This window comes from Thermomonas fusca (assembly GCF_005862345.1).
GTDB lineage: Bacteria > Pseudomonadota > Gammaproteobacteria > Xanthomonadales > Xanthomonadaceae > Thermomonas > Thermomonas fusca.
Window position 1 is genome coordinate 32,950 of record NZ_SROY01000005.1, and the last position, 19,988, is coordinate 52,937.

General features: G+C 69.7%; 21 protein-coding genes and 1 pseudogene. 13 read left to right on the plus strand and 9 right to left on the minus strand.

From position 1 onward, the window contains the following. Positions 1 to 5: 5 nt before the first annotated feature. Entirely contained in the window at positions 6 to 923 is a 918-nt protein-coding gene (locus tag E5S66_RS11015; protein WP_138349256.1) for a DMT family transporter, read from the minus strand. After that, the gene (locus tag E5S66_RS11020) at positions 920 to 1,183 is read right to left on the minus strand and encodes a putative signal transducing protein (RefSeq protein ID WP_138349258.1); all 264 of its coding nucleotides are present in this window, start codon (positions 1,181 to 1,183) and stop codon (positions 920 to 922) included. Before E5S66_RS11020 ends, E5S66_RS11015 begins: the two co-directional genes overlap by 4 nt. 105 nt (positions 1,184 to 1,288) lie before the next feature. On the opposite strand from E5S66_RS11020, the gene E5S66_RS11025 reads away from it, so the two are divergent. Genes E5S66_RS11025 through rlmM form a run of 3 tightly spaced genes read left to right on the plus strand, consistent with a single transcriptional unit; the run spans position 1,289 to position 4,662 of the window. Further along, positions 1,289 to 3,034: a glutamine--tRNA ligase/YqeY domain fusion protein gene (locus E5S66_RS11025; RefSeq protein WP_138349260.1), complete on the plus strand. Its 1,746-nt coding sequence runs from the start codon at positions 1,289 to 1,291 to the stop codon at positions 3,032 to 3,034. A 7-nt stretch (positions 3,035 to 3,041) separates the two neighbouring features. Further along, positions 3,042 to 3,605 (plus strand): nucleoside deaminase, encoded by a 564-nt coding sequence (locus E5S66_RS11030; RefSeq protein WP_138349450.1) that lies wholly within the window; start codon positions 3,042 to 3,044, stop codon positions 3,603 to 3,605. After that, entirely contained in the window at positions 3,601 to 4,662 is a 1,062-nt protein-coding gene (rlmM, locus tag E5S66_RS11035) for a 23S rRNA (cytidine(2498)-2'-O)-methyltransferase RlmM (protein ID WP_138349262.1), read from the plus strand. Before E5S66_RS11030 ends, rlmM begins: the two co-directional genes overlap by 5 nt. Positions 4,663 to 4,681: 19 nt before the next feature. Here rlmM and E5S66_RS11040 read toward each other — a convergent pair whose 3' ends face one another. Together E5S66_RS11040 and ubiH are read right to left on the minus strand one after the other, a co-directional pair. Continuing rightward, positions 4,682 to 5,884 carry an FAD-dependent oxidoreductase gene (locus E5S66_RS11040; protein ID WP_138349264.1) on the minus strand — a complete coding sequence of 401 codons (1,203 nt, stop codon included), beginning with the start codon at positions 5,882 to 5,884 and terminating at the stop codon, positions 4,682 to 4,684. Then, positions 5,881 to 7,113, minus strand: coding sequence for a 2-octaprenyl-6-methoxyphenyl hydroxylase (gene ubiH / locus E5S66_RS11045; protein ID WP_138349265.1), 1,233 nt, complete (start codon positions 7,111 to 7,113; stop codon positions 5,881 to 5,883). Before ubiH ends, E5S66_RS11040 begins: the two co-directional genes overlap by 4 nt. A 42-nt stretch (positions 7,114 to 7,155) precedes the next feature. On the opposite strand from ubiH, the gene E5S66_RS11050 reads away from it, so the two are divergent. The 10 genes and pseudogenes from E5S66_RS11050 to E5S66_RS11095 all read left to right on the plus strand — a co-directional run bounded on the left by E5S66_RS11050 (position 7,156) and on the right by E5S66_RS11095 (position 16,580). Beyond that, positions 7,156 to 7,725, plus strand: coding sequence for a DUF6580 family putative transport protein (locus E5S66_RS11050; RefSeq protein ID WP_212745350.1), 570 nt, complete (start codon positions 7,156 to 7,158; stop codon positions 7,723 to 7,725). 60 nt (positions 7,726 to 7,785) lie between these two features. Next, the gene (locus E5S66_RS11055) at positions 7,786 to 8,337 is read left to right on the plus strand and encodes a cob(I)yrinic acid a,c-diamide adenosyltransferase (RefSeq protein WP_028840346.1); all 552 of its coding nucleotides are present in this window, start codon (positions 7,786 to 7,788) and stop codon (positions 8,335 to 8,337) included. A 25-nt stretch (positions 8,338 to 8,362) separates the two neighbouring features. Next, positions 8,363 to 9,274 (plus strand): histone deacetylase family protein, encoded by a 912-nt coding sequence (locus E5S66_RS11060; RefSeq protein ID WP_028840345.1) that lies wholly within the window; start codon positions 8,363 to 8,365, stop codon positions 9,272 to 9,274. A gap of 101 nt (positions 9,275 to 9,375) precedes the next feature. Beyond that, a complete protein-coding gene (gene lptD, locus E5S66_RS11065; RefSeq protein ID WP_138349267.1) occupies positions 9,376 to 11,676 on the plus strand; it encodes an LPS assembly protein LptD in 2,301 nt (766 codons plus the stop codon). Next, the gene (locus E5S66_RS11070) at positions 11,673 to 13,085 is read left to right on the plus strand and encodes a peptidylprolyl isomerase (RefSeq protein ID WP_138349269.1); all 1,413 of its coding nucleotides are present in this window, start codon (positions 11,673 to 11,675) and stop codon (positions 13,083 to 13,085) included. Before lptD ends, E5S66_RS11070 begins: the two co-directional genes overlap by 4 nt. Positions 13,086 to 13,092: 7 nt before the next feature. After that, positions 13,093 to 14,067 carry a 4-hydroxythreonine-4-phosphate dehydrogenase PdxA gene (pdxA, locus tag E5S66_RS11075; protein WP_138349271.1) on the plus strand — a complete coding sequence of 325 codons (975 nt, stop codon included), beginning with the start codon at positions 13,093 to 13,095 and terminating at the stop codon, positions 14,065 to 14,067. Next, positions 14,067 to 14,405 (plus strand): tRNA-binding protein, encoded by a 339-nt coding sequence (locus E5S66_RS11080; protein ID WP_138349272.1) that lies wholly within the window; start codon positions 14,067 to 14,069, stop codon positions 14,403 to 14,405. Before pdxA ends, E5S66_RS11080 begins: the two co-directional genes overlap by 1 nt. Before the next feature lie 11 nt (positions 14,406 to 14,416). Next, positions 14,417 to 15,223, plus strand: a complete 807-nt coding sequence (gene rsmA / locus E5S66_RS11085) for a 16S rRNA (adenine(1518)-N(6)/adenine(1519)-N(6))-dimethyltransferase RsmA (RefSeq protein WP_138349452.1) — start codon at positions 14,417 to 14,419, stop codon at positions 15,221 to 15,223. Between the two features lie 43 nt (positions 15,224 to 15,266). Further along, positions 15,267 to 15,647: a Co2+/Mg2+ efflux protein ApaG gene (apaG, locus tag E5S66_RS11090; protein ID WP_028840340.1), complete on the plus strand. Its 381-nt coding sequence runs from the start codon at positions 15,267 to 15,269 to the stop codon at positions 15,645 to 15,647. A gap of 1 nt (position 15,648) precedes the next feature. Then, a pseudogene (locus tag E5S66_RS11095) lies at positions 15,649 to 16,580 on the plus strand (symmetrical bis(5'-nucleosyl)-tetraphosphatase). On the opposite strand, the gene E5S66_RS11100 reads toward E5S66_RS11095, so the two are convergent. From E5S66_RS11100 to E5S66_RS11120, 5 genes are read right to left on the minus strand one after another with little or no spacing between them, the layout of a single operon-like run. Beyond that, entirely contained in the window at positions 16,565 to 17,056 is a 492-nt protein-coding gene (locus E5S66_RS11100; RefSeq protein ID WP_138349274.1) for a dihydrofolate reductase, read from the minus strand. The pseudogene E5S66_RS11095 and the gene E5S66_RS11100 sit on opposite strands and share 16 nt — an antisense overlap. Positions 17,057 to 17,063: 7 nt before the next feature. Further along, a complete protein-coding gene (locus E5S66_RS11105; protein WP_138349276.1) occupies positions 17,064 to 17,858 on the minus strand; it encodes a thymidylate synthase in 795 nt (264 codons plus the stop codon). Then, a complete protein-coding gene (gene lgt, locus E5S66_RS11110; protein WP_138349278.1) occupies positions 17,858 to 18,739 on the minus strand; it encodes a prolipoprotein diacylglyceryl transferase in 882 nt (293 codons plus the stop codon). Before lgt ends, E5S66_RS11105 begins: the two co-directional genes overlap by 1 nt. 38 nt (positions 18,740 to 18,777) lie before the next feature. Next, a complete protein-coding gene (locus tag E5S66_RS11115; protein WP_028840335.1) occupies positions 18,778 to 19,527 on the minus strand; it encodes a TerC family protein in 750 nt (249 codons plus the stop codon). 32 nt (positions 19,528 to 19,559) lie between these two features. After that, entirely contained in the window at positions 19,560 to 19,940 is a 381-nt protein-coding gene (locus E5S66_RS11120; RefSeq protein WP_028840334.1) for a diacylglycerol kinase, read from the minus strand. Between the last annotated feature and the right edge of the window lie 48 nt (positions 19,941 to 19,988).

Here is a 19,988-nt window from a genome sequence, read left to right on the forward strand (position 1 = left end):
CCGGCTTACGCCTCCTGCGCGGCGTGGTCCTGCCGGGACTTCATCCCGGCCACGAAGATCCCGGCCAGGCTGACCGCCAGCCCCAGCCACTGCCGCGGCGAGATGCTGATGTCCAGGAACACGACGTCGAGCAGGTAGGCCACGATCGGCTGCGCCAGCAGCAGCAGGCCGGCCAGCGCCACCGGCAGCACGCCCATTGCGCGCGAGATCAATACCCAGCTCAGGCAATGGCCGACCGCCGCCAGTGCCAGCAGCACGCCCCAGCTGCGCAGTGACGGCGGCGCGAACGCCTCGCCCTCGGCCCAGCCGATCAACCCCAGGCACAGCGCGCTGCCGAACGCGGCGTAGCACAGCACCTGCTCCACCGGCACCCGCGCGCGGCCGGCGCCGGCCTCCGCCTGCGAACGCTTGATGCCGACGTTGTAGGCGGCGTAGCACACGCCCGCGCCCAGCCCCAGCCACACGCCCCAGCGGTACTGCGCCGGCAGCGTGGCCCAATCCGCGCCCAGCAGCAGCCACAGGCCGAAGAACGCCAGCAGCACGCCGGCAACAAAGCGCGCGTTCAGCCGCTCGCCGAACAGCAGCACGCCGGCCAGGGCCATGAAGAACACCTGCGCATTCGCCAGCAGGGTGGACAGCCCCGGCCCCACCAGCAGGATGCTCTTGTGCCACATCCACAGGTCGACCGCGAACGCGAGCACCGGCACCGCCAGCCACCGCCACGCCTTGCGCGGCAGTGGCTGCCAGCCGTGCCGCGCGCTCACCAGCGCGGCCAGCATCACGCCCGCCAGCAGCATCCGCCAGAACGCCACCGCGGTCGGCGGCATCGCCGCCATCCGCACCATCAGGCCGTTGCTGCCGATGATCGCCGCGCCGGCCAGCAGCTGCAGGCCGGCCGCCCGCTGCGGATGTGCGGCGCTCATGCGGGCTGCGCGCCGGGCAGCTCGTCCTCGTCGTCGATCGGCAGCGCGCACTCGCCCAGCTGCAACGCCATCACCACATCGCGCGCCTGCGGCCACGCGGCATCGGGCACCATCACCCCGACCAGCCCGAACACGCCCAGTTCGCCGATCCCGCCGGTCAGCGCCTCACCGCGCACGAACGCGGGAATGCCCTCGGCCTCCAGCGCCTGCCGGACCAGATGGGCATCGATCAGGTTGGCGGCTTCGTACACGCTGCGCATCGGCACTCCTTGTTGCGGCCAGCGTACGCCCCGCGACGGCACCGCGAAACCCTTGCGCGACGCGGCTCGGATAAACTACCGGACTACCAAGGAAGCACCCACGCCGTGTCCTCGACCCCGACCCCGCCCGCCGCCGACGCCCCCGTCCGCACCGACTTCATCCGCCAGATCGTCAGGGACGACCTGGCCTCCGGCAAGCACAGCGCGATCAAGACGCGCTTCCCGCCGGAACCCAACGGCTATCTGCACATCGGCCATGCCAAGGCGATCTGCCTGGACTTCGGCGTTGCGGCCGAGTTCGGCGGCGTCTGCAACCTGCGCCTGGACGACACCAACCCGGCGCGCGAAGACCCCGAGTACGTGCGCGCAATCCAGGACGACGTGCGCTGGCTGGGCTTCGACTGGCACAGCCTGCGCCACGCCTCGGACTACTTCGGCGTGTACTACCTTGCCGCCGAGAAACTCATCCGCGACGGCAAGGCCTTCGTCTGCGACCTCAGTGCCGACGAGGTGCGCGAATACCGCGGCAGCCTGGTCGAGCCGGGCCGCAATTCGCCGTTCCGCGAGCGCAGCGTCGAGGAGAACCTGGACCTGTTCCGGCGCATGCGCGCGGGCGAGTTCCCGGACGGCGCGCGCACCCTGCGCGCGAAGATCGACATGGCCAGCGGCAACATCAACCTGCGCGATCCGGCGCTGTACCGGATCAAGCACGTCGAGCACCAGAACACCGGCAACGAATGGCCGATCTACCCGATGTACGACTTCGCCCACGCGCTGGGCGATGCCGTCGAGGGCATCACCCATTCGCTGTGCACGCTGGAGTTCGAGGACCATCGCCCGCTGTACGACTGGTGCGTGGACCACGTGGACCTGGCCGGCAACCCCGAGCTGCTGGAGCCGCTGGTCGCCAAGGGCCTGCCGAAGGAAGCCGGCAAACCCCGCCAGATCGAATTCTCGCGGCTGAACTTCAACTACCTGGTGATGAGCAAGCGCAAGCTGATGGCGCTGGTCACCGACAAGCTGGTGGATGGCTGGGACGACCCGCGGATGCCCACCCTGCAGGGCATCCGCCGCCGCGGCTACACGCCCTCGGCGCTGAAGCTGATGGTGGAGCGCGTGGGCATCAGCAAGCAGAACTCGCTGCTGGACATCTCCATCCTGGAAGGCGCACTGCGCGACGACCTCGATGCACACGCACCGCGCCGCATGGCGGTGATCGATCCGCTGAAGGTCGTGCTGACCAACCTCGACGCAGGCTTTGAAGAAACCCTGACCTTCGCCAACCACCCCAAGGACGAATCGCAGGGCGAGCGCAGCATCCCGTTCTCGCGCGAGCTGTGGATCGAGCGCGAAGACTTCGAGGAAGTGCCGCCGAAGGGTTTCAAGCGCCTGACCCCGGGCGGTGAAGTGCGCCTGCGCGGAGCCGGCATCATCCGCTGCGATGAGGCCATCAAGGACGCCGATGGCCACGTGGTGGAACTGCGCTGCACGCTGGACCCGGAATCGCGCCCCGGCATGGAAGGCGCCAACCGCAAGGTCAAGGGCACCATCCACTGGGTCAGCGCGAAGCATGCGGTGACGGCACAAGTGCGCCTGTACGACCGCCTGTTCACCGTGGCCGATCCCGACAACGACGAAGGCGGCAAGACCTACGTCGATTACCTCAATCCCGATTCGCGCAAGGTGGTGACGGGTTATGTGGAGCCGGCGGCGGCGCAGGCGGCAAACGAGCAGGGCTTCCAGTTCGAGCGCCTGGGCTATTTCGTCGCCGATCGCTACGACCACAAAGCCGCTGCGCCGGTGTTCAACCGCAGCGTGACCCTGCGCGACACCTGGGCGCAGAAGGCCTGACATGGCGATGCCGCTCCCCGCGCAGCTGCACATCACCCTGCCCATCTGGGTGCTGGAGCTGGACGTGACCGGCCGCGATTTCTCCAGCGACGCGGCCAAGGTGGGCTTCGCGATCGAGCTGTCGGAATACAACGTCGAGCGCCAGAGCGGCGGTCCGTTCGGCGCGGCGGTGTTCAGCCCGCAGCACCAGCTGATCGCAGTGGGCGTGAACCGGGTGGTGCGCCAGAGCTGCTCGCTGGCGCATGCGGAGACCATGGCCTACATGCTGGCGCAGCAGCGCCTGCAGCAGTTCCGCCTGAACGAGCTTGGCGGTCCGATGACCCTGGCCACGTCCGCGCAACCCTGCTGCCAGTGCTACGGCGCTACGATGTGGGCCGGCATCGACCGCCTGCTGATCGGTGCCCGCAGCGAGGACGTCGAAGCGCTGACGACCTTCGACGAAGGCCCGCTGCCGCCGGACTGGGTGGGCGAACTCAACAAGCGCGGCATTGAAGTCGTGCGCGACGTGCAGCGCGACGCCGCCTGTGCGGTGCTGAAGACCTACGGCGAACTGGGCGGACCAAATTATTGACGGGTTGCTGTGCTACTGCCGCCAGGGCTTCGAACCGGAGCTGGCCGGCGAACTGACCGATCGCGCCGCGCAGGCCGGCATCGCCGGCTATGCGCGCACCGAGCGCGACAGCGGCCATGTGGTGTTTTTCTGCGAAGACGGCGACGCGCTGGACCGTGCCCTGCCGTTCGCACAATTGATCTTCGCGCGACAGAAGCTGCGCCTGTTGGCCGAGCTGAGCGGGCTGGACCCGAGCGACCGCATCGCCCCGATGCTGGCGGCGCTGCAGGGCGGGCCGCGCTTCGGCGAGCTGGTCATGGAGCACCCCGATTCCGACGCCGGCAAGCCGCTGGCAGGCCTGGCGCGCAGCCTGGGCAACGCGCTGCGCCCGGCACTGCGCAAGGCCGACCTGCTGACCCAGCAGGAAAGCCGCCGGCTGCCGCGCCTGCACGTTTGCCTGATCGATGGCGACCACGCCCTGCTGGCCAGCAGCCACCCCGCCGACAGCGCGCCATGGCCGCTGGGCATCCCGCGCCTGAAGACCCACAAGGACGCGCCTTCGCGCTCCGCGCTCAAGCTGGAAGAAGCGCTGCTGGTGCTGCTGAGCGAAGAGGAACGCACCCGCCTGCTGAAGGAAGGCATGGTGGCGGCCGACCTCGGAGCCGCGCCGGGTGGCTGGACCTGGGTGCTGATCCGCAACCGCCTGCGGGTGTCGGCCATCGACAACGGCCCGCTGCGCCAGCATGTGCTCGATACCGGCATGGTGCAGCACCTGCGCGCCGACGGTTTTTCCTGGCAGCCGCCCTACCCGCTGGACTGGATGGTCTGCGACATGGTGGAACAGCCGCGCCGCGTGGCCGAACGCATGGCCACCTGGCTGCGCGAAGGCTGGTGCCGGCACGCGATCTTCAACTTGAAACTCCCGATGAAGAAGCGCTGGCAGGAAACCCGGCTGTGCCTGGACCTGTTCGCACAGCAGGCCGACCGGCCGCTGACCATCCGCGCCAAGCAGCTCTACCACGACCGCGAAGAGATCACCGTGTTCGCCAGCGCCACGGTCGATCGCCCACGCGGCTGACCCGGCTCGACGCCGGCGCCTACCGTCCCGCCGCGTGCCGCCACAGCGCGCGCACCAGCGGCGGCATCCGCCCGGCCAACCCCAGCGCATGCCCGCGCAGCAGCGTTGGCAGCAGGATGTCGTTGCTGAAGACGCGATTGATGGCGTCGAAGGCGTGCGCGCCCAACGCGTTGTCGCTGCGGCGCGCGCGCGCCCAGCGTGACAGCCGGGTTCGCGATGCGATATCGCCGCCCTTGGCCAGCGCGTCGCGCAGCATCGCCCGCAGCGCGGAGACGTCGCGCAGGCCGTGGTTCACGCCCTGCCCGGCCAGCGGGTGCATCACGTGGGCGGCATCGCCGACCAGCAGCACCCGACTTTCGACCTGCCGTTGCGCCAGTTGCCGGCGCAGCGGGAATGCCGCGCGCGGCGACTGCAACGTGAAACCGCCCAGCTCGCCGCCGAAGGCCGCCGACAGCTCGCGCTCGAACTGCGCCGATGGGGCCTCCAGCAGGCGCTGTGCCTCGGCGTCCGGCAGCGTCCACACGATCGAACCAAGGCGGCCACGCAGCTGCGCATCGCCATCGTCGTTGAACGGCAGCATCGCCACCGGGCCGGTGGCCAGGAAGCGCTGCCAGCAGGTGTTGCGGTGTGGCGCTTCGCTGGCGACGAAGGCGACCAGCCCGCGCTGGTGGTAGTCATGCGACGGCGCCTCGATGCCGGCCAGCCGGCGCAGCGCGGAGTGGCCGCCGTCGGCGGCGATCGCCAGCCGCGCTTCCAGCACCAGCCCGTCGTCGAGGCCAACACGCACGCCGCCGGCATCCTGCGACAGCGTTTCCACCTTCGCCGGGCAGTGCAGGCGCACGCCCGCCGCCGGCAGCGCGTTCCACAGCGCGTCCACCAGCAGGCCGTTCTCGACGATCCAGCCCAGCTGCGGTTCGCCCAGCGCGTCGGCATCGAAGGCCAGTGGCGCGCCGCCGGCCGCGTCCCAGACGCGCATGCCGCGATAGGGCTGCACGCGCGTCGCCTCGACCTGCGCCCATACGCCCAGATCCGCCAGCAGCGCTGCACTGTCCGGGGCGAACGCGAACACCCGCAGGTCGCGCGCTTCGCGCTGCCACGGCGTCGGCGCGCGCGCTTCCACCAGTGCCACCTGCAGGCCTTCCCGCGCCAGCATCAAGGCGCTGGCGGCGCCGACCACGCCGCCGCCGACGACGACTGCATCCAGCATGCCGCGCCGGTTCATGCGGCCACCTTGCGGCACAGCGCCGGCACGTCGCCGCGGTAGCCCATCGCCCCGCCCACCAGCCAGCCCTGCAGCCAGCCGAAGGCATCGCCCGCCACCAGCCCAGCGCTGCGCAGCGGGCGCAGCAGCGACGCGTCGTTGCTGGTGAGCCTGGCCAGGCCGTCGGAGAACGCGATGGTGCGGCTGCGGTCCTCTTGGCGGCGCGCGGCGTGGCGCCGCAGCACGGCGTCATCGCCGGGATCGGCGGCGTGTTCGGCGATGCATTCGGCCAGCGTCAACGCATCGCGCAAGCCGAGGTTGAAGCCCTGCGCGCCGAGCGGGTGGATCGACTGCGCGGCATTGCCCACCAGCACCGCGCGCGGCGCCACCAGCGCATCGGCCACGCAGCCCAGCATCGGGTAGCGGCTGCGTTCGCCGACCGACAGGAAGCGGCCGGCGCGCCAGCCGAAGGCGTCCTGCACCCGCGCAAGGAAGGCTGCATCGTCAAGCGCGGCCACGGTCTCCGCGTCCTCGCGCGGCACCCCGTGGACCAGTCCGTAATGGCCGTCGCCGCGCGGCAGCAGCGCGGTGGGGCCGTGGTCGGTCAGGCGCTCGAAGGCGGTGCCGTCGGGCGCGCGCTGCGTGCGCAGCCGGGCCACGAACAAAGTCTGGCCGTAGTCGTGCTCGCGGCTGGCAATGCCCAGCGCATCGCGCAGCGCGCTGCGCGCGCCGTCGGCGGCCACCAGCAGCTTCGTGCGCAGCGTGCGCTCGCCATTCGCGTCGGCGATGCGGACATGGCGCAGGCCCTCGTCACTTTCGCCAAGGCCGACGAAGCGCGCGGGCCGGTAGCGGGTCAGGCGCTGCAACTGCAGCAGCCGCGCTTCCAGCGCCTCGCCGAAATCGCGCGCCACCACCACCCGGCCGAACGCGTCGCGCCCGTAGGCCTGCGCGTCCAGCAGCATGCGCCCGAAGTCGCCGCGGCGGCTGACGTGGATGCGCCGGATCGGGCCGGTGGGCGCGCGCATCAGCGCCAGCACCCCCAGCGCCTGCAGCGCGTTGAGGGTCGCTTCGGCGAAGCTGAGGTTGCGCTGGTCGAACACCGGCGGCAGCGCGCCGACCGGTGCCGCTTCGACCATCCCGACGTCCAGCCCCTGCGCATCCAGCGCGATCGCGAGGCTGGCACCCACCAGGCCGCCGCCGACGATCAACACGTCATGCACGAGGCCGTTTCCAGAGGCTTGAGTGGACATTGCGCTATGCTAACGGCTCCGCAGTCTGCCCGCCCGAATGCCATGAATCGCCCCGCCTCGACGCTCCCCGCCGGCCCGCTGCTGCTCACCGCGCTGATCTTCGTCGCGGCGCTGAGCCGGGTCATTCCGCATCCGCCGAATTTCTCCCCGATCGAGGCGGTCGCGCTGTTCGGCGGCGCCTATTTCGCCAAGCGCCACTGGGCGCTGATCGTGCCGCTGGTGGCGATGTTCGCCTCCGATCTGGTACTGGGCCTGGTCAATGGCGGCATCTACTGGAGCTACTTCGCCAGCGCCGGTTACCTGATGGTGTACGCCTGCATCGCCCTGTCCACCGTGCTGGGCTTCGGCCTGCGCGGCAAGGTCGGCGCCGGCCGCGTGCTGGGCTATTCGCTGGCCGGCTCGCTGCTGTTCTTCGTGCTGACCAACGCCGGCGTGTGGGCGTTCGGTGCGATGTATCCGCACAACGCTGCCGGTCTGGCGGCCGCCTTCATCGCCGGCGTGCCGTTCTTCCAGTGGACCGTGCTGGGCACGCTGTTCTACGCGGCGCTGCTGTTCGGCGGCTTCGAGCTGCTGCGCCGGCAGGTTCCGGCGCTGCGCGCGCAGACGGCGTAACAGTCCCCCTCCCGCCTTCGAACGCTTCTCCCGCAATCGGAAGAAGGAAAGCAGGAATCCATGGGCAATCGCCTCAGCAAGATCTATACCCGCACCGGCGATGACGGCAGCACCGGCCTCGGCGACGGTTCGCGCGTCGGCAAGGATTCGGCGCGGGTGGAAGCCTACGGCACCGTCGACGAAGCCAATTCCTGCATCGGCGTGCTGCTGGCGGCGGAGCTTCCGGACGACGTGCGCGAACTGCTGGTGCGCATCCAACACCAGCTGTTCGACCTCGGTGGCGAGCTTTGCATTCCCGGCCATTCGGCCATCTTCGATGCCGACATCGAAGCGCTGGAAGCACAGGTGGACCACTACAACCATGACCTGCCGCCGCTGAAGGAATTCATCTTGCCCGGCGGCGGCATCGCCGCAGCGCGCTGCCACGTGGCCCGCACGGTGGTGCGTCGCGCCGAGCGCCGCACGGTGGAACTGGCGCGGCTGGAAAGCGTGCGCCCGCAGCCGGTGCATTATCTGAATCGCCTTTCCGACCTGCTGTTCGTGCTGTGCCGCGTACTGGCCCGCGCCAGCGGCCACGGCGAAGTGCTGTGGAAGCACGAGCGCCGCAGGTAGAACCCGGACGGAGGGACGGCAGGTGATGCAGATCTACACCCACGCTGCCTGCCTGGCCCACGACACCGGCCCCGACCACCCCGAGCGCCCGGCACGGCTGCGCGCGGTGCTGCATGCGCTGGAAGCCGCGCACCCCGACCTGGATTGGCAGCAGGCGCCGCCCGCCAGCCGCGGCCAGCTGCTGCGCGTGCACGATGCGCATCTGCTCGACGCGGTGCTGGAAACCGCGCCGCGCGAACTGCAGCCGCTGGATCCCGACACCCTCCTGTCGCCGCAGTCCGCCGAGGCCGCGCTGCGTGCCGCCGGCGCCGGCGTAGCGGCGGTGGATGCAGTGATGTCCGGACGCACGCGTCGCGCGTTCTGCGCGGTGCGCCCGCCCGGCCACCACGCCACCCCGGCGGCGGCGATGGGCTTCTGCCTGTTCAACAACGTCGCGGTGGCGGCGCGCCATGCCATCGATCGCCATGGCCTGGAGCGGGTGGCAATCGTCGATTTCGACGTCCACCACGGCAACGGCACCCAGGCGGTGTTCGAACTCGAGCCGCGGGTGCTCTACGCCAGCTCGCACCAGTGGCCGCTGTATCCGGAGTCGGGCGCGCGCAACGAAACCGGCTGCGGCAACATCTTCAACGCGCCGCTGCCGAAGGGTAGCGACGGCGTCGACTTCCGCACCGTTTGGCGCGAGGAGCTGCTGCCGGCGGTGAATGCATTCAAGCCGCAGCTGCTGCTGGTGTCGGCCGGTTTCGATGGCCATCGCCGTGACCCGCTGGCCGGGCTGCTGCTGGACACCGAGGATTTCGCCTGGCTGACCCGCGAACTGGTCATCATCGCCGACCGCCATGCCGACGGCAGGCTCGTCTCCACGCTGGAGGGCGGCTACGACCTCGCCACGCTGGCCGAATGCGTGGTGGCGCACATCGACACGCTGCGTTTCTGAGCCCGCGCCTGAAGCGCACGCAAACGCGCGGTGCGTCCCGCGTTTGCCGCTGCTGGCCGCTTCCGGCAAGCTAACGATCCGTTTTTCGCCCCGGATCGCCCGTGCGCCCCGTCCTGCGCCTGCTTCCCCTGTCCCTGTGCGTCGCGTTCTGCCTGCAGGCGCGCGCCGCCGACGACCCGCCGCAGACCTGGCGGCTGTGCCCGATCGGCGACGTGGTGCCGCCGTTCGCCGACGCCATCCGCGCGCCGGAAGGCCTGAACATCGATCCCACCGGCGACACGCCCACCGATATCGAGGGCGACCTGCTCTCCGGTACCGACGCCAACCCGGTGTTCCAGGGCAACGTGACCATGCGTCGCGGCAACCAGTTCATGGGCGCGGACCAGCTCATCTTCGACAAGGAGGCGGGCAACTACGCGGCGGAAGGCAGCGTGCGCTTCCAGGCCCGCGGCCTGCGCCTGCGCGCGGCCCGCGCCGAGGGTGACCAGAACACCGACACCCACACCATGCAGGACCTGCAGTACCAGCTGCTGTCACGGCGCGGCAACGGCAAGGCGGACAGCCTGAACCTGACCGGCGAGCTCGGCAGCCTGCGCGGCGCCACCTTCTCCAGCTGTCCGCCTGAGCAGCGCCATTGGGAAGTGAGCGCGCGCCGGATCGACATCGACACCGAATCCGGCATGGCGGTGGCGCGCGGTGCCAGCCTGAAGGTGGGCAAGGTGCCGGTGCTGTACATGCCCTGGTTCATGTTCCCCACCGACGAGCGCCGCCGCACCGGCCTGCTGTATCCGTCGATCTCCAATTCCGGCCGCAACGGCTTCGACTGGCGGCAGCCGGTCTACCTGAACCTGGCGCCCAACTACGACGCCACCCTCAGCCCGCGCTGGATGAGCAAGCGTGGCGCGCTGCTGGGGGGCCAGTTCCGCTACCTGCTGGAGGACGGCGAGGGCACGCTGGACGGCGTGTGGATGCCGAACGATCAACTGCGCGACCGCAGCCGCGGGCTGGGGCATTTCGAAGGCGTGCACAACCTGACCCCCGACTGGCAGGCGCGCGCCAGCCTCAACTGGATCAGCGACCCGCGCTACTACGAAGACTTCAGCAGCAGCATCGACGGCCTGTCACAGGCGACCTCGTACAGCGCGCTGGGCGTGTACGGCCGTGGCCGCGACTGGACCGCCGGCGTGGTCGCCGACCACTGGCAGCTGGCCGACTACACCCTGACCGACGCGGTGCTGCCCTATGACCGCCTGCCGCGCGCCTACCTCAGCTGGGAGCGCCGCGTCGGTGGCCTGCTGCACGCCGGCGTCGATGCCGAGGCGGTGCGCTTCCACCATCCGCTGTACGCCGCCGGTTCGCGCGTGGACCTGCGCCCGTGGATCGGCGCACCGCTGGAAGGCGACGCCTGGTTCCTGCGCCCCACCCTGGCCTGGCGCTACACCGGCTATTCGCTGGACCGCGCGTTGGGGCAGGCGCTGGGCGGCGAGTCACCGACCCGCGCGCAGTCCATCTTCAGCGTCGACACCGGGCTGTTCTTCGACCGCGAAACCCAGGTGAAAGGCAAGCGCTATCTGCAGACCATCGAGCCGCGCCTGTTCTACCTGAACGTGCCCTACGAAGACCAGGCCGACATGCCGGTGTTCGACACCCAGCCGCTGACCTTCAGCTGGGGCCAGCTGTTCCGCGAAAACCGCTATTCCGGCGCCGACCGCCAGGCCGATGCCAACCAGATCACGCTGGCGGTCAGCTCGCGCATGATCCGCCAGGCGGATGGTTTCGAACGCTTTTCCGCCAGCCTCGGCCAGATCCGCTACCTCAAGGAATCGCGGGTGCGCCTGCCCAACGAGCCGGTGACCGAAAAGGGCCGCTCGGCGTGGGTGGCCGATGTCAACTACGCGCCCACCGACCGCTGGACCATCGGCGCTTCCTACCAGCGCGACCCGAAGTTCGGACGCACCGACCTCGCCAGCCTGCGCGCGCGCTACCTGCTGCCCGACCAAGGCGTGTTCAACCTCGCCTACCGCTATCGCCGCGCGCTGCTGGAGCAGGTGGACGTGTCGTTCCTGTACCCGCTCAATCCCAGCTGGAGCCTGGTCGGCCGCAGCTACTATTCGCTGCGCGACCGCAAGGCGCTGGAAAGCCTGGCCGGGGTGCAGTGGGACAGCTGCTGCATCGCCATGCGGCTGGTAGCCCGCCGCTACGTGCACAACCGCGCCGGTGACCTGAGCAATGCGCTGATGTTCGAAATCGAACTCAAAGGTCTGGGTTCGGCCGGCCAGGACGCGCGCAGCGCCTTGCGCCGGGCGATCCTCGGCTACAATCGAGACGACCTTTATCTGGTGCCGCCGCAGACCGCCACGGGCCAGCCTTCCCCGCCCGACAACGCGAACGCCAATCCATGACCTCCATCCATCGTGCTCCCCGCTACCTCGCCGCGCTGCTGCCCGTGCTGCTGCTTGCCGGTGGCGCGTCCGCGCAGGACGCCGCCGCCCTCCAGCCGGTCGACCGCATCGCCGCCGTGGTCAACGAGGACGTGATCCTGCGCAGCGAACTGGACCGCGCGATCGCCAACATCCGCGCCCAGTACGCCGGCCAGGCCACCCAGCTGCCGCCGGCGGACGTGCTGGAGCGGCAGGTGCTTGAGCGCCTGGTGCTGCTGCGCCTGCAGATTTCGCGCGCCACCGACGCCGGCATCACCGCCACCGACCAGGACCTGGAACGCGCGGTGCAGGGCGTCGCCCAGCAGAACGGCATGAGCATCGACCAGCTGCGCGAGCGGCTGGCGCAGGACGGCATGTCGTTCACCGATTTCCGCAACAGCCTGCGCGACGAAATCATCACCCAGAAGCTGCGCCAGAGCTTCGCCCAGGGCCGCATCAACGTCAGCGAAGCCGAAGTCGACGCGGCCATGGCCAACGCCTCCGCCACCGCGACCCAGCAGTTCCACCTCGCCCATATCCTGGTGGGGACGCCGGAAGCGGCCAGCCCGGAGCAAATCGCCATTGCGCAGAAGAAGATCGAGGGCGTGAAGGGCCTGATCGACCGCGGCGAGATGACCTTCGCCGCCGCCGCGGTGCGCTATTCCGACAGCCCCAACGCGCTGGAAGGCGGCGATCTGGGCTGGCGCAGCGCCAACGAGATCCCGCCGTCGTTCGCATCGGCCATCCAGCAGATGCAGGACGGCCAGGTGATCGGCCCGATCCGCGGCCCCAGCGGCTTCCAGCTGCTGCAGCTGGTCGGCACCCGCACCCAGGCCGCCGCCGGTGGAGACAAGGTCACCCAGTTCTCGGCGCGGCAGATCCTGGTCAGGGTCGACGACAAGACCGACGATGCCGCCGCCAAGGCGAAGATCGACACGCTGGCGGCGCGCCTGGCCGGCGGGGCGGAGTTCGCCAAGCTGGCCAGCGAGGATTCCGATGATGCCACCACCCGCCGTCGCGGCGGCGACCTCGGCTGGTTCGGCGCCGACACCTACGGCACCGCCTTCGGCATGCAGGTGGCCGCGCTGTCCGACGGCCAGACCTCGGCGCCGTTCAAGACCGATGCCGGCTGGGTGATCGTGCAGCGCAACGCCAGCCGCGAGATCGCCGCCGGCGACGAGAACCTGCGCGCACAGGTACGCGAGACCATCGGCCGCCGCAAGCTGGAAGAAGAGTGGGACCGCTTCCTGCGCGAGACGCGCGGCGAAGCCTACGTGGACGTGCGCAACGAGCAAGGCAAGTCCACCCAGCCCGAGCTGCCGCAAACCGAGAAGGAAAAGCCCAAGATGGCCCCGGTCGAACGCCCCGAGGGCAGCCGAGCAGTCTTCTGAGGCATCCATGCGCCCGCTGCTAGCGCTGGTTCCCGGCGAGCCCGCGGGCGTTGGCCCGGAACTCGTCGTGCAGGCGGCCCAGTGCGACTGGGACGCGGATCTGGTCGTGTTCGGCGATGCCGCCAGCCTGCATCGCGCCGCCGCCGCGCTATCGCTGCCACTGGTCCTGCATCGCGCCGGTGAAACCCCGGCGACGCCGCGCAGCCTGGAGATCGTGGACATCCCGCATCCGCACCAGGTTGCGCCCGGCACGCCCGAGCCTGCCAACGCGGTGTCGGTCATCGCCGCGCTGACCAGCGCCGCGCAGGCCTGCCTCGACGGGCGCATGCACGGTCTGGTCACCGGCCCGGTGCACAAGGCGGTCATCAACGACGGCGGCATTCCGTATACCGGCACCACCGGCCTGCTGGCCGCGCACGCCGGCGCCGAGGTGGTGATGATGCTGGCCAACCCGACGATGCGGGTGGCCCTGCAGACCGTGCATCTGCCGCTGCGCGAAGTGGCCGACCGGATCACCCCGGACGCGCTGGAGCGCACGCTGCGGATCGTCGATGCGGCCCTGCGCCTGCAGTTCGGCATCGCCGCGCCCGTGATCGCGGTGCTGGGGCTGAACCCGCACGCCGGCGAAGACGGCCATCTGGGCCGCGAGGAGCTGGACATCATCATTCCGACGCTGGAGCGCCTGCGCTCCGATGGCCTGCACTTGGTCGGCCCGCTGCCGGCCGACACCGCCTTCCTGCCCGGCAAGCTGGCGGGGTTCGACGCGGTGCTGGCGATGTACCACGACCAGGGCCTGCCGGTGCTCAAGCACGCCGATTTCGCCAACGCGGTGAACATCAGCCTCGGCCTGCCCTACCCGCGCGTGGCGGTGGATCACGGCACCGCGCTCGACCTTGCCGGCACCGGCAAGGCCGATCCGTCCAGCCTGTTCGCCGCCATCCGCTGCTGCGCGCAGCTGGCGGCGCGGCAAGCGGACGCATGATGGAAACCATCGGCTTCGACGACTTCCTGAAAGTCGAACTGCGCGTGGGCCGGGTGCTTGCCGCCGAACCGTTCGCACAGGCGCGCAAGCCGGCCTACGTGCTGCAGGTCGACTTCGGCCCCGAACTCGGCGTGCGCAAGTCCAGCGCGCAGATCACCGTGCACTATCGCCCCGAGGATCTGGTCGGCCGGCTGGTCGTGGCGGTGGTCAACTTCCCCAACAAACAGATCGGCCCGCTGATGTCCGAATGCCTGGTCACCGGCTTCCACGACGCCGACGGCGCGGTGGCGCTGTGCGTACCGGACCGCGACGTGCCGCCGGGAACACGCCTGCTATGAGCCCGCCTGCCATGAACACCGGCTTCACCGAACCGGCCAAGAAGCATCTGGGCCAGAACTTCCTGCACGAGAAGGGCGTGATCGAGAAGATCGTGCAGGCGATCGACCCGCGGCCGGGCGATGTCCTCGTCGAGATCGGCCCCGGCCAGGGCGCGCTGACCTTTCCGCTGCTGAAGAGGCACGGCGAAATCACCGCCATCGAATTCGACCGCGACCTGCACGCGCCGCTGCAGGCCGCCGCGCGCGAGCACGGCACGCTGCACCTGATCGAGGGCGACGTGCTGGGCGTCGATTTCACCGCGCTGGCCGCGCAGCGCGGCGACACCAGCGGACAGATCCGGCTGGTCGGCAACCTGCCCTACAACCTCAGCTCGCCGATCCTGTTCCACGCGCTGGACCACGCCGCGGCGATCCGCGACATGCACTTCATGCTGCAGAAGGAAGTCGTCGAACGCATGGCCGCCGGCCCCGGCAGCAAGGTGTACGGCCGCCTGAGCGTGATGCTGCAGGCTTACTGCGCGGTGACACCGCTGTTCGTGGTGCCGCCGGGCGCGTTCCGGCCGGCGCCGAAGGTGGACTCGGCGGTGGTGCGGCTGCTGCCGAAACCGGCGGAACGCATCGAGGTGCGGGACCGCGCGGTCTTCGCCAACGTCGTCCGCGCCGCCTTCGGCCAGCGCCGCAAGACCCTGCGCAACGCCCTCAACGGGGTTGCCGATGCCGCCGCCATCGAAGCCGCCGGCCTGCGCGCGGACGCGCGCGCGGAGCAGGTCGAAGTGGCCGGCTTCGTGCGTCTGGCCAACCTGCTGCTCGGCGCCTGAACGGAACCGGCGCGGCGCGCCACGCGCCCGCTAGAATGTCCGCATGAGCAGCAACGATTACCAGTTCGACATCGACGTCGATACCCGCTTCCTCGACGACCAATCGGCGCCGGAGGAAGACCGCTACGTGTTCGCCTACACCATCCACATCCGCAACCAGGGCCGCGTGCCGGCACGCCTGCTGGGCCGCCACTGGCTGATCACCGACGGCAACGGCAAGGTCCGCGAGGTGGTGGGCGAAGGCGTGGTGGGCGAGCAGCCGTGGCTGCGCCCGGGCGAAGGCTTCCAGTACACCTCCGGCGCGGTGCTGGAGACCGACATCGGCACCATGCGCGGCAGCTATGACGTGCTGGCCGACGACGGCACCCGCTTCGCCGCGCCGATCCCGGCGTTCACCCTGTCCATCCCGCGCACGCTGCACTGAGATGGCCGTCTGGGCAATCGGCGACCTGCAGGGTTGCTACGACGTCACCCAGCGCCTGCTGGAGAAGGTCAACTTCGACCCGGCGGCCGACCGGCTGTGGTTCTGCGGCGACCTGGTCAACCGCGGCGGGCAGTCGATCGAAACCCTGCGGCTGGTGCATTCGCTGCGCGAACACTGCGAAGTGGTGCTGGGCAACCACGACCTGTCGCTGCTGGCGGTGGCCGAGCGCACGCCGGACGAACAGCGCCGAGTCAACCCCGACCTGCAGGGCGTGCTGTTCGCCGACGACGCGCCGGAGCTGCTGGCATGGCTGCGCGGGCGCAAGCTGGCCCACGTGGACCGCAAGCTGGGCTGGATGATGGTGCATGCCGGGCTGGCGCCGAAATGGACCACCCAGCTGGCCGAGAAACACGCCCGCGAGATCGAGGCCCGGCTGCGCGGCGACGGCTATCGCAAGCTGCTGAAGAACATGTACGGCGACGGCCCGGACTGGTCGCCGCGGCTGCAGGGCAGCGAGCGCGACCGCGCCATCATCAACATCTTCACCCGCATGCGCTATTGCACCCGCGCGGGCGCATCGCGTTCGAACACAAGGGCGCGCCCGGCAGCCAACCGCCGGGCCTGTATCCGTGGTTCTCGGTGCCCGGCCACGCGCCGCGCGACCTGAAGATCGTCTGCGGCCACTGGAGCACGCTGGGCCTGTTCATCGGCCACGGCGTGCACGCCATCGACACCGGCGCGGTGTGGAGCGGCAAGCTCACCGCGCTGCGGCTGGACGGCGACGAGTTCCAGCTGGTGCAGGTGCCCGGCCGCGACGTGCCGGCGCCCGCGCCGAAGCAGCGCCCGCCGCGACAGGGCAACAAACCGCATGGGCAACAAGGCCCGCGCCGCCACGACGGCGGCCGGCCGGCCGAAGGTCAGGCGCGCTCGTAGTCGACGAAGTCGAACGCGAACGGGTGCGCCGCGTCCGCCGGATGGTGGCTGCGCGCGGTTTCCCGCCAGCGCTGCGCGTCCAAGCGCGGGAAGAACGTATCCGCGCCTTCGACCACGGTCTCGACATGGGTCAGGTGCAGATGGGTGGCCAGCGACAGCGACAGCGCGTAGACCTCGCCGCCACCGATCACGCACAGCTCGTCGCCTTCGCCCGCGGCCAACGCGATGGCCGCTTCCAGCGAGGCCACGGCCTGCATCCCCGCGAACGGCACCGCGCCGCCGCGGGTCAGCACCAGATTGCTGCGCTTCGGCAGCGCGCGGCCCAGCGACTGCGCGGTCTTGCGCCCCATCAGCACCGGCTTGCCCAGGGTCAGCGCCTTGAAACGCCTGAGGTCGTCGGGCAGGTGCCACGGCAGCGCGTTGCCGCGGCCGATGGCGTGGTTGCGGTCCAGCGCGGCGATCAACGAAACGCGCATGGCTGGTTCAAACCGCCACCGGCGCCTTGATCGCCGGCAGCGGGGCGTAGCCTTCGATGGCGATGTCCTCGAAGCCGAAGCCGAAGATGTCGCGCACCTCGGGGTTGAGCTTCAGCGTCGGCAACGCCCGCGGCGCGCGCGCCAATTGCTCGCGCGCCTGCTCGAAATGGTTGCTGTACAGATGCGCGTCGCCCAGCGTGTGGACGAAATCGCCCACGCCCAAGCCGCAGACCTGCGCCACCATGTGGGTCAGCAGCGCGTAGCTGGCGATGTTGAACGGCACGCCGAGGAAGATGTCGCCGCTGCGCTGGTACAGCTGGCAGCTCAGTTTCCCGTCCGCCACGTAGAACTGGAACAGGCTGTGGCAGGGCATCAGCGCCATCTTCGGCAAGTCGGCCACGTTCCAGGCCGACACGATCAATCGGCGCGAATCCGGGTTGCGGCGGATCTCGTCCACCACCCAGCGGATCTGGTCGAAGGTTTCGCCATTGGCGCCTTCCCAGCTGCGCCACTGCTTGCCGTAGACCGGGCCGAGTTCGCCATTGGCATCGGCCCATTCGTCCCAGATCGAAACCTTGTTGTCCTTCAGGTAGGCGATGTTGGTGCTGCCCTGCAAGAACCACAGCAGCTCGTGGATGATCGAGCGCAGGTGCAGCTTCTTGGTGGTGACCAGCGGAAAGCCTTCGGCCAGGTCGAAGCGCATCTGCCAGCCGAACACGCTGCGGGTGCCGGTGCCGGTGCGGTCGGCCTTGTCGCTGCCGTGCTCCAGCACGTGCCGCAGCAGGTCCAGGTATTGCCGCATCAGCGCACTTCCGGTGCCAGCGTGGGCGCGCTGCGCGAGCGCCACAGCCAGAACAGGCCCAGCAGGATCAACGGCGTGCTCAGCACCTGGCCCATGGTCAGCCAGCCGAAGGCCAGGTAGCCCAGCTGCGCGTCCGGTTCGCGCACGAATTCCACCAGGAAGCGGAAGCTGCCGTACAGCAGCGCGAACAGCCCGGCCACCGCGTAGCGCGGGCGCGGCCTGCGTGAATACCAGACCAGCACCGCGAACATCACCAGCCCTTCCAGCGTGGCCTGATACAGCTGCGAGGGATGGCGCGCGAACGCATCCAGCATTCCGCTGTCGAATTGCGCCTTCAGCGTCACCGCATCCATCGAGGCGAACGGCTCCGGCAACGCGTGCGGGAACACCACGCCCCAGCCCTCGAACGCCGTGCCCTGGGTGGGCTTGCCCCACAACTCGCCGCCGATGTAATTGCCGAGGCGACCGAAACCGAGCCCGGCCGGCACCAGCGGGGCGACGAAGTCGACCGTGTCGAAGAAGTGCAGGCGCTGCCGCCGCGACCACCATGCACCCGCGACCAGCACGCCCAACAGACCGCCGTGGAAGCTCATCCCGCCTTCCCATACCTTGAACAGCATCAGCGGGTTCTGCAGGAAGCTGCCGAAGTCGTAGAACAGCACGTAGCCGATGCGGCCGCCCAGCACCACGCCCAGCATGGCGTAGAACATCAGGTCGCCGAACCCGTTGTCGTCCACTCCGGGCAGGCGGCCGGCGCGCACGCGGCGGCGGCCCAGCCACCAGGCCACCGCGAAGCCGAGCAGGTACATCAGCCCGTACCAGTGGATCTTCAGCGGCCCCAGCGCAACGGCGACGGGGTCGATCTGGTGCAGGATGGGCATGCGGCTGCGGCTCCGGAAAGGGGGTCAGTTCGGGACGGTTACCACTCGCCGGCGCCGGGCACCTTGTGCGCCACCGCCTTGCGGCGCATCAGCAGGTTCAGCCACTCGACCAGCACCGAGAAACCCATCGCGAAGTAGATGTAGGGCTTGGGCACGTGCACGTCCAGGCCGTCCAGGATCAGCACCGCACCGACCAGCAGGATGAAGGTCAGCGCCAGCATCTTCACGGTCGGGTTTTCGTCGATGAAGCGGCCCAGCGGGTTTGCCGCCAGCAGCATGATCGCCACCGCGGTGAGGATCGCGAACACCATGATCGGGATGTGCTCGGCGATGCCGACCGCGGTGATCACCGAATCCAGCGAGAACACGATGTCGATCACCGCGATCTGCGCGATCACCATGCCGAACACCGCCGAGGTCTTGGTGGTGCGCGGGTCCTCGTCCTCGCCGCCGGTGATCATGTCGCGCACTTCCTGCAGGCCTTTCACCAGCAGGAAGGCGCCGCCCAGGATCAGCACCAGGTCGCGGACCGAGATGCCCAGGCCGAACAGCACGAACAGGTCCTCCGACATCCGCGCCAGGTGCGCCAGGGTCACCAGCAGCAGGATGCGGGTGATGCATGCCACCGCGATGCCCAGCTTGCGCGCGAACGGCTTGCGGTGCTCCGGCAGGCGGCTGACCGCGATCGAGATGAACACCAGGTTGTCGATACCCAGCACGATTTCCAGGGCGCTCAGGGTCACAAGGGTGAGCCAGGCATCCGGGGAAGCAAGAAAACTCAGGTCCATTCTTTACTCTTCATGTCGCGCCGGAGCGCGGTCTACAGATAGCGCGGCAACAGCAGCAGCGCCCACACCAGTGCCACGTTGATCATCAGCACGAATACCGCGGCCGAGCCCATGTCCTTGGCCCGGCCGGCCAGTTCGTGGCGTTCGGAACCGAAGCGCTCGATCACCGCTTCCATCGAGGAATTCATCAGCTCCATCGCCATCACCAGCAGGCAGCTGCCGATCAGCAGCACCTGTTCCACCGGGGTGGCGCCCAGCCACCAGCCTAGCGGGCCGAGCACGGCGAACAGGCAGACTTCCAGCCGGAACGAGGACTCGTGCAGCCAGGCAGCGCGCAGGCCCAGCATCGACCAGCGCGCGGCGCGCAGCACCCCGGCGGGGCCGCGCGGAAGGTGTCCGTACAGGTCAGCCACGCGGGCGCACTCGAGTGCTGGCGGGCATGGCGGGAAGGCGGGCTGGCA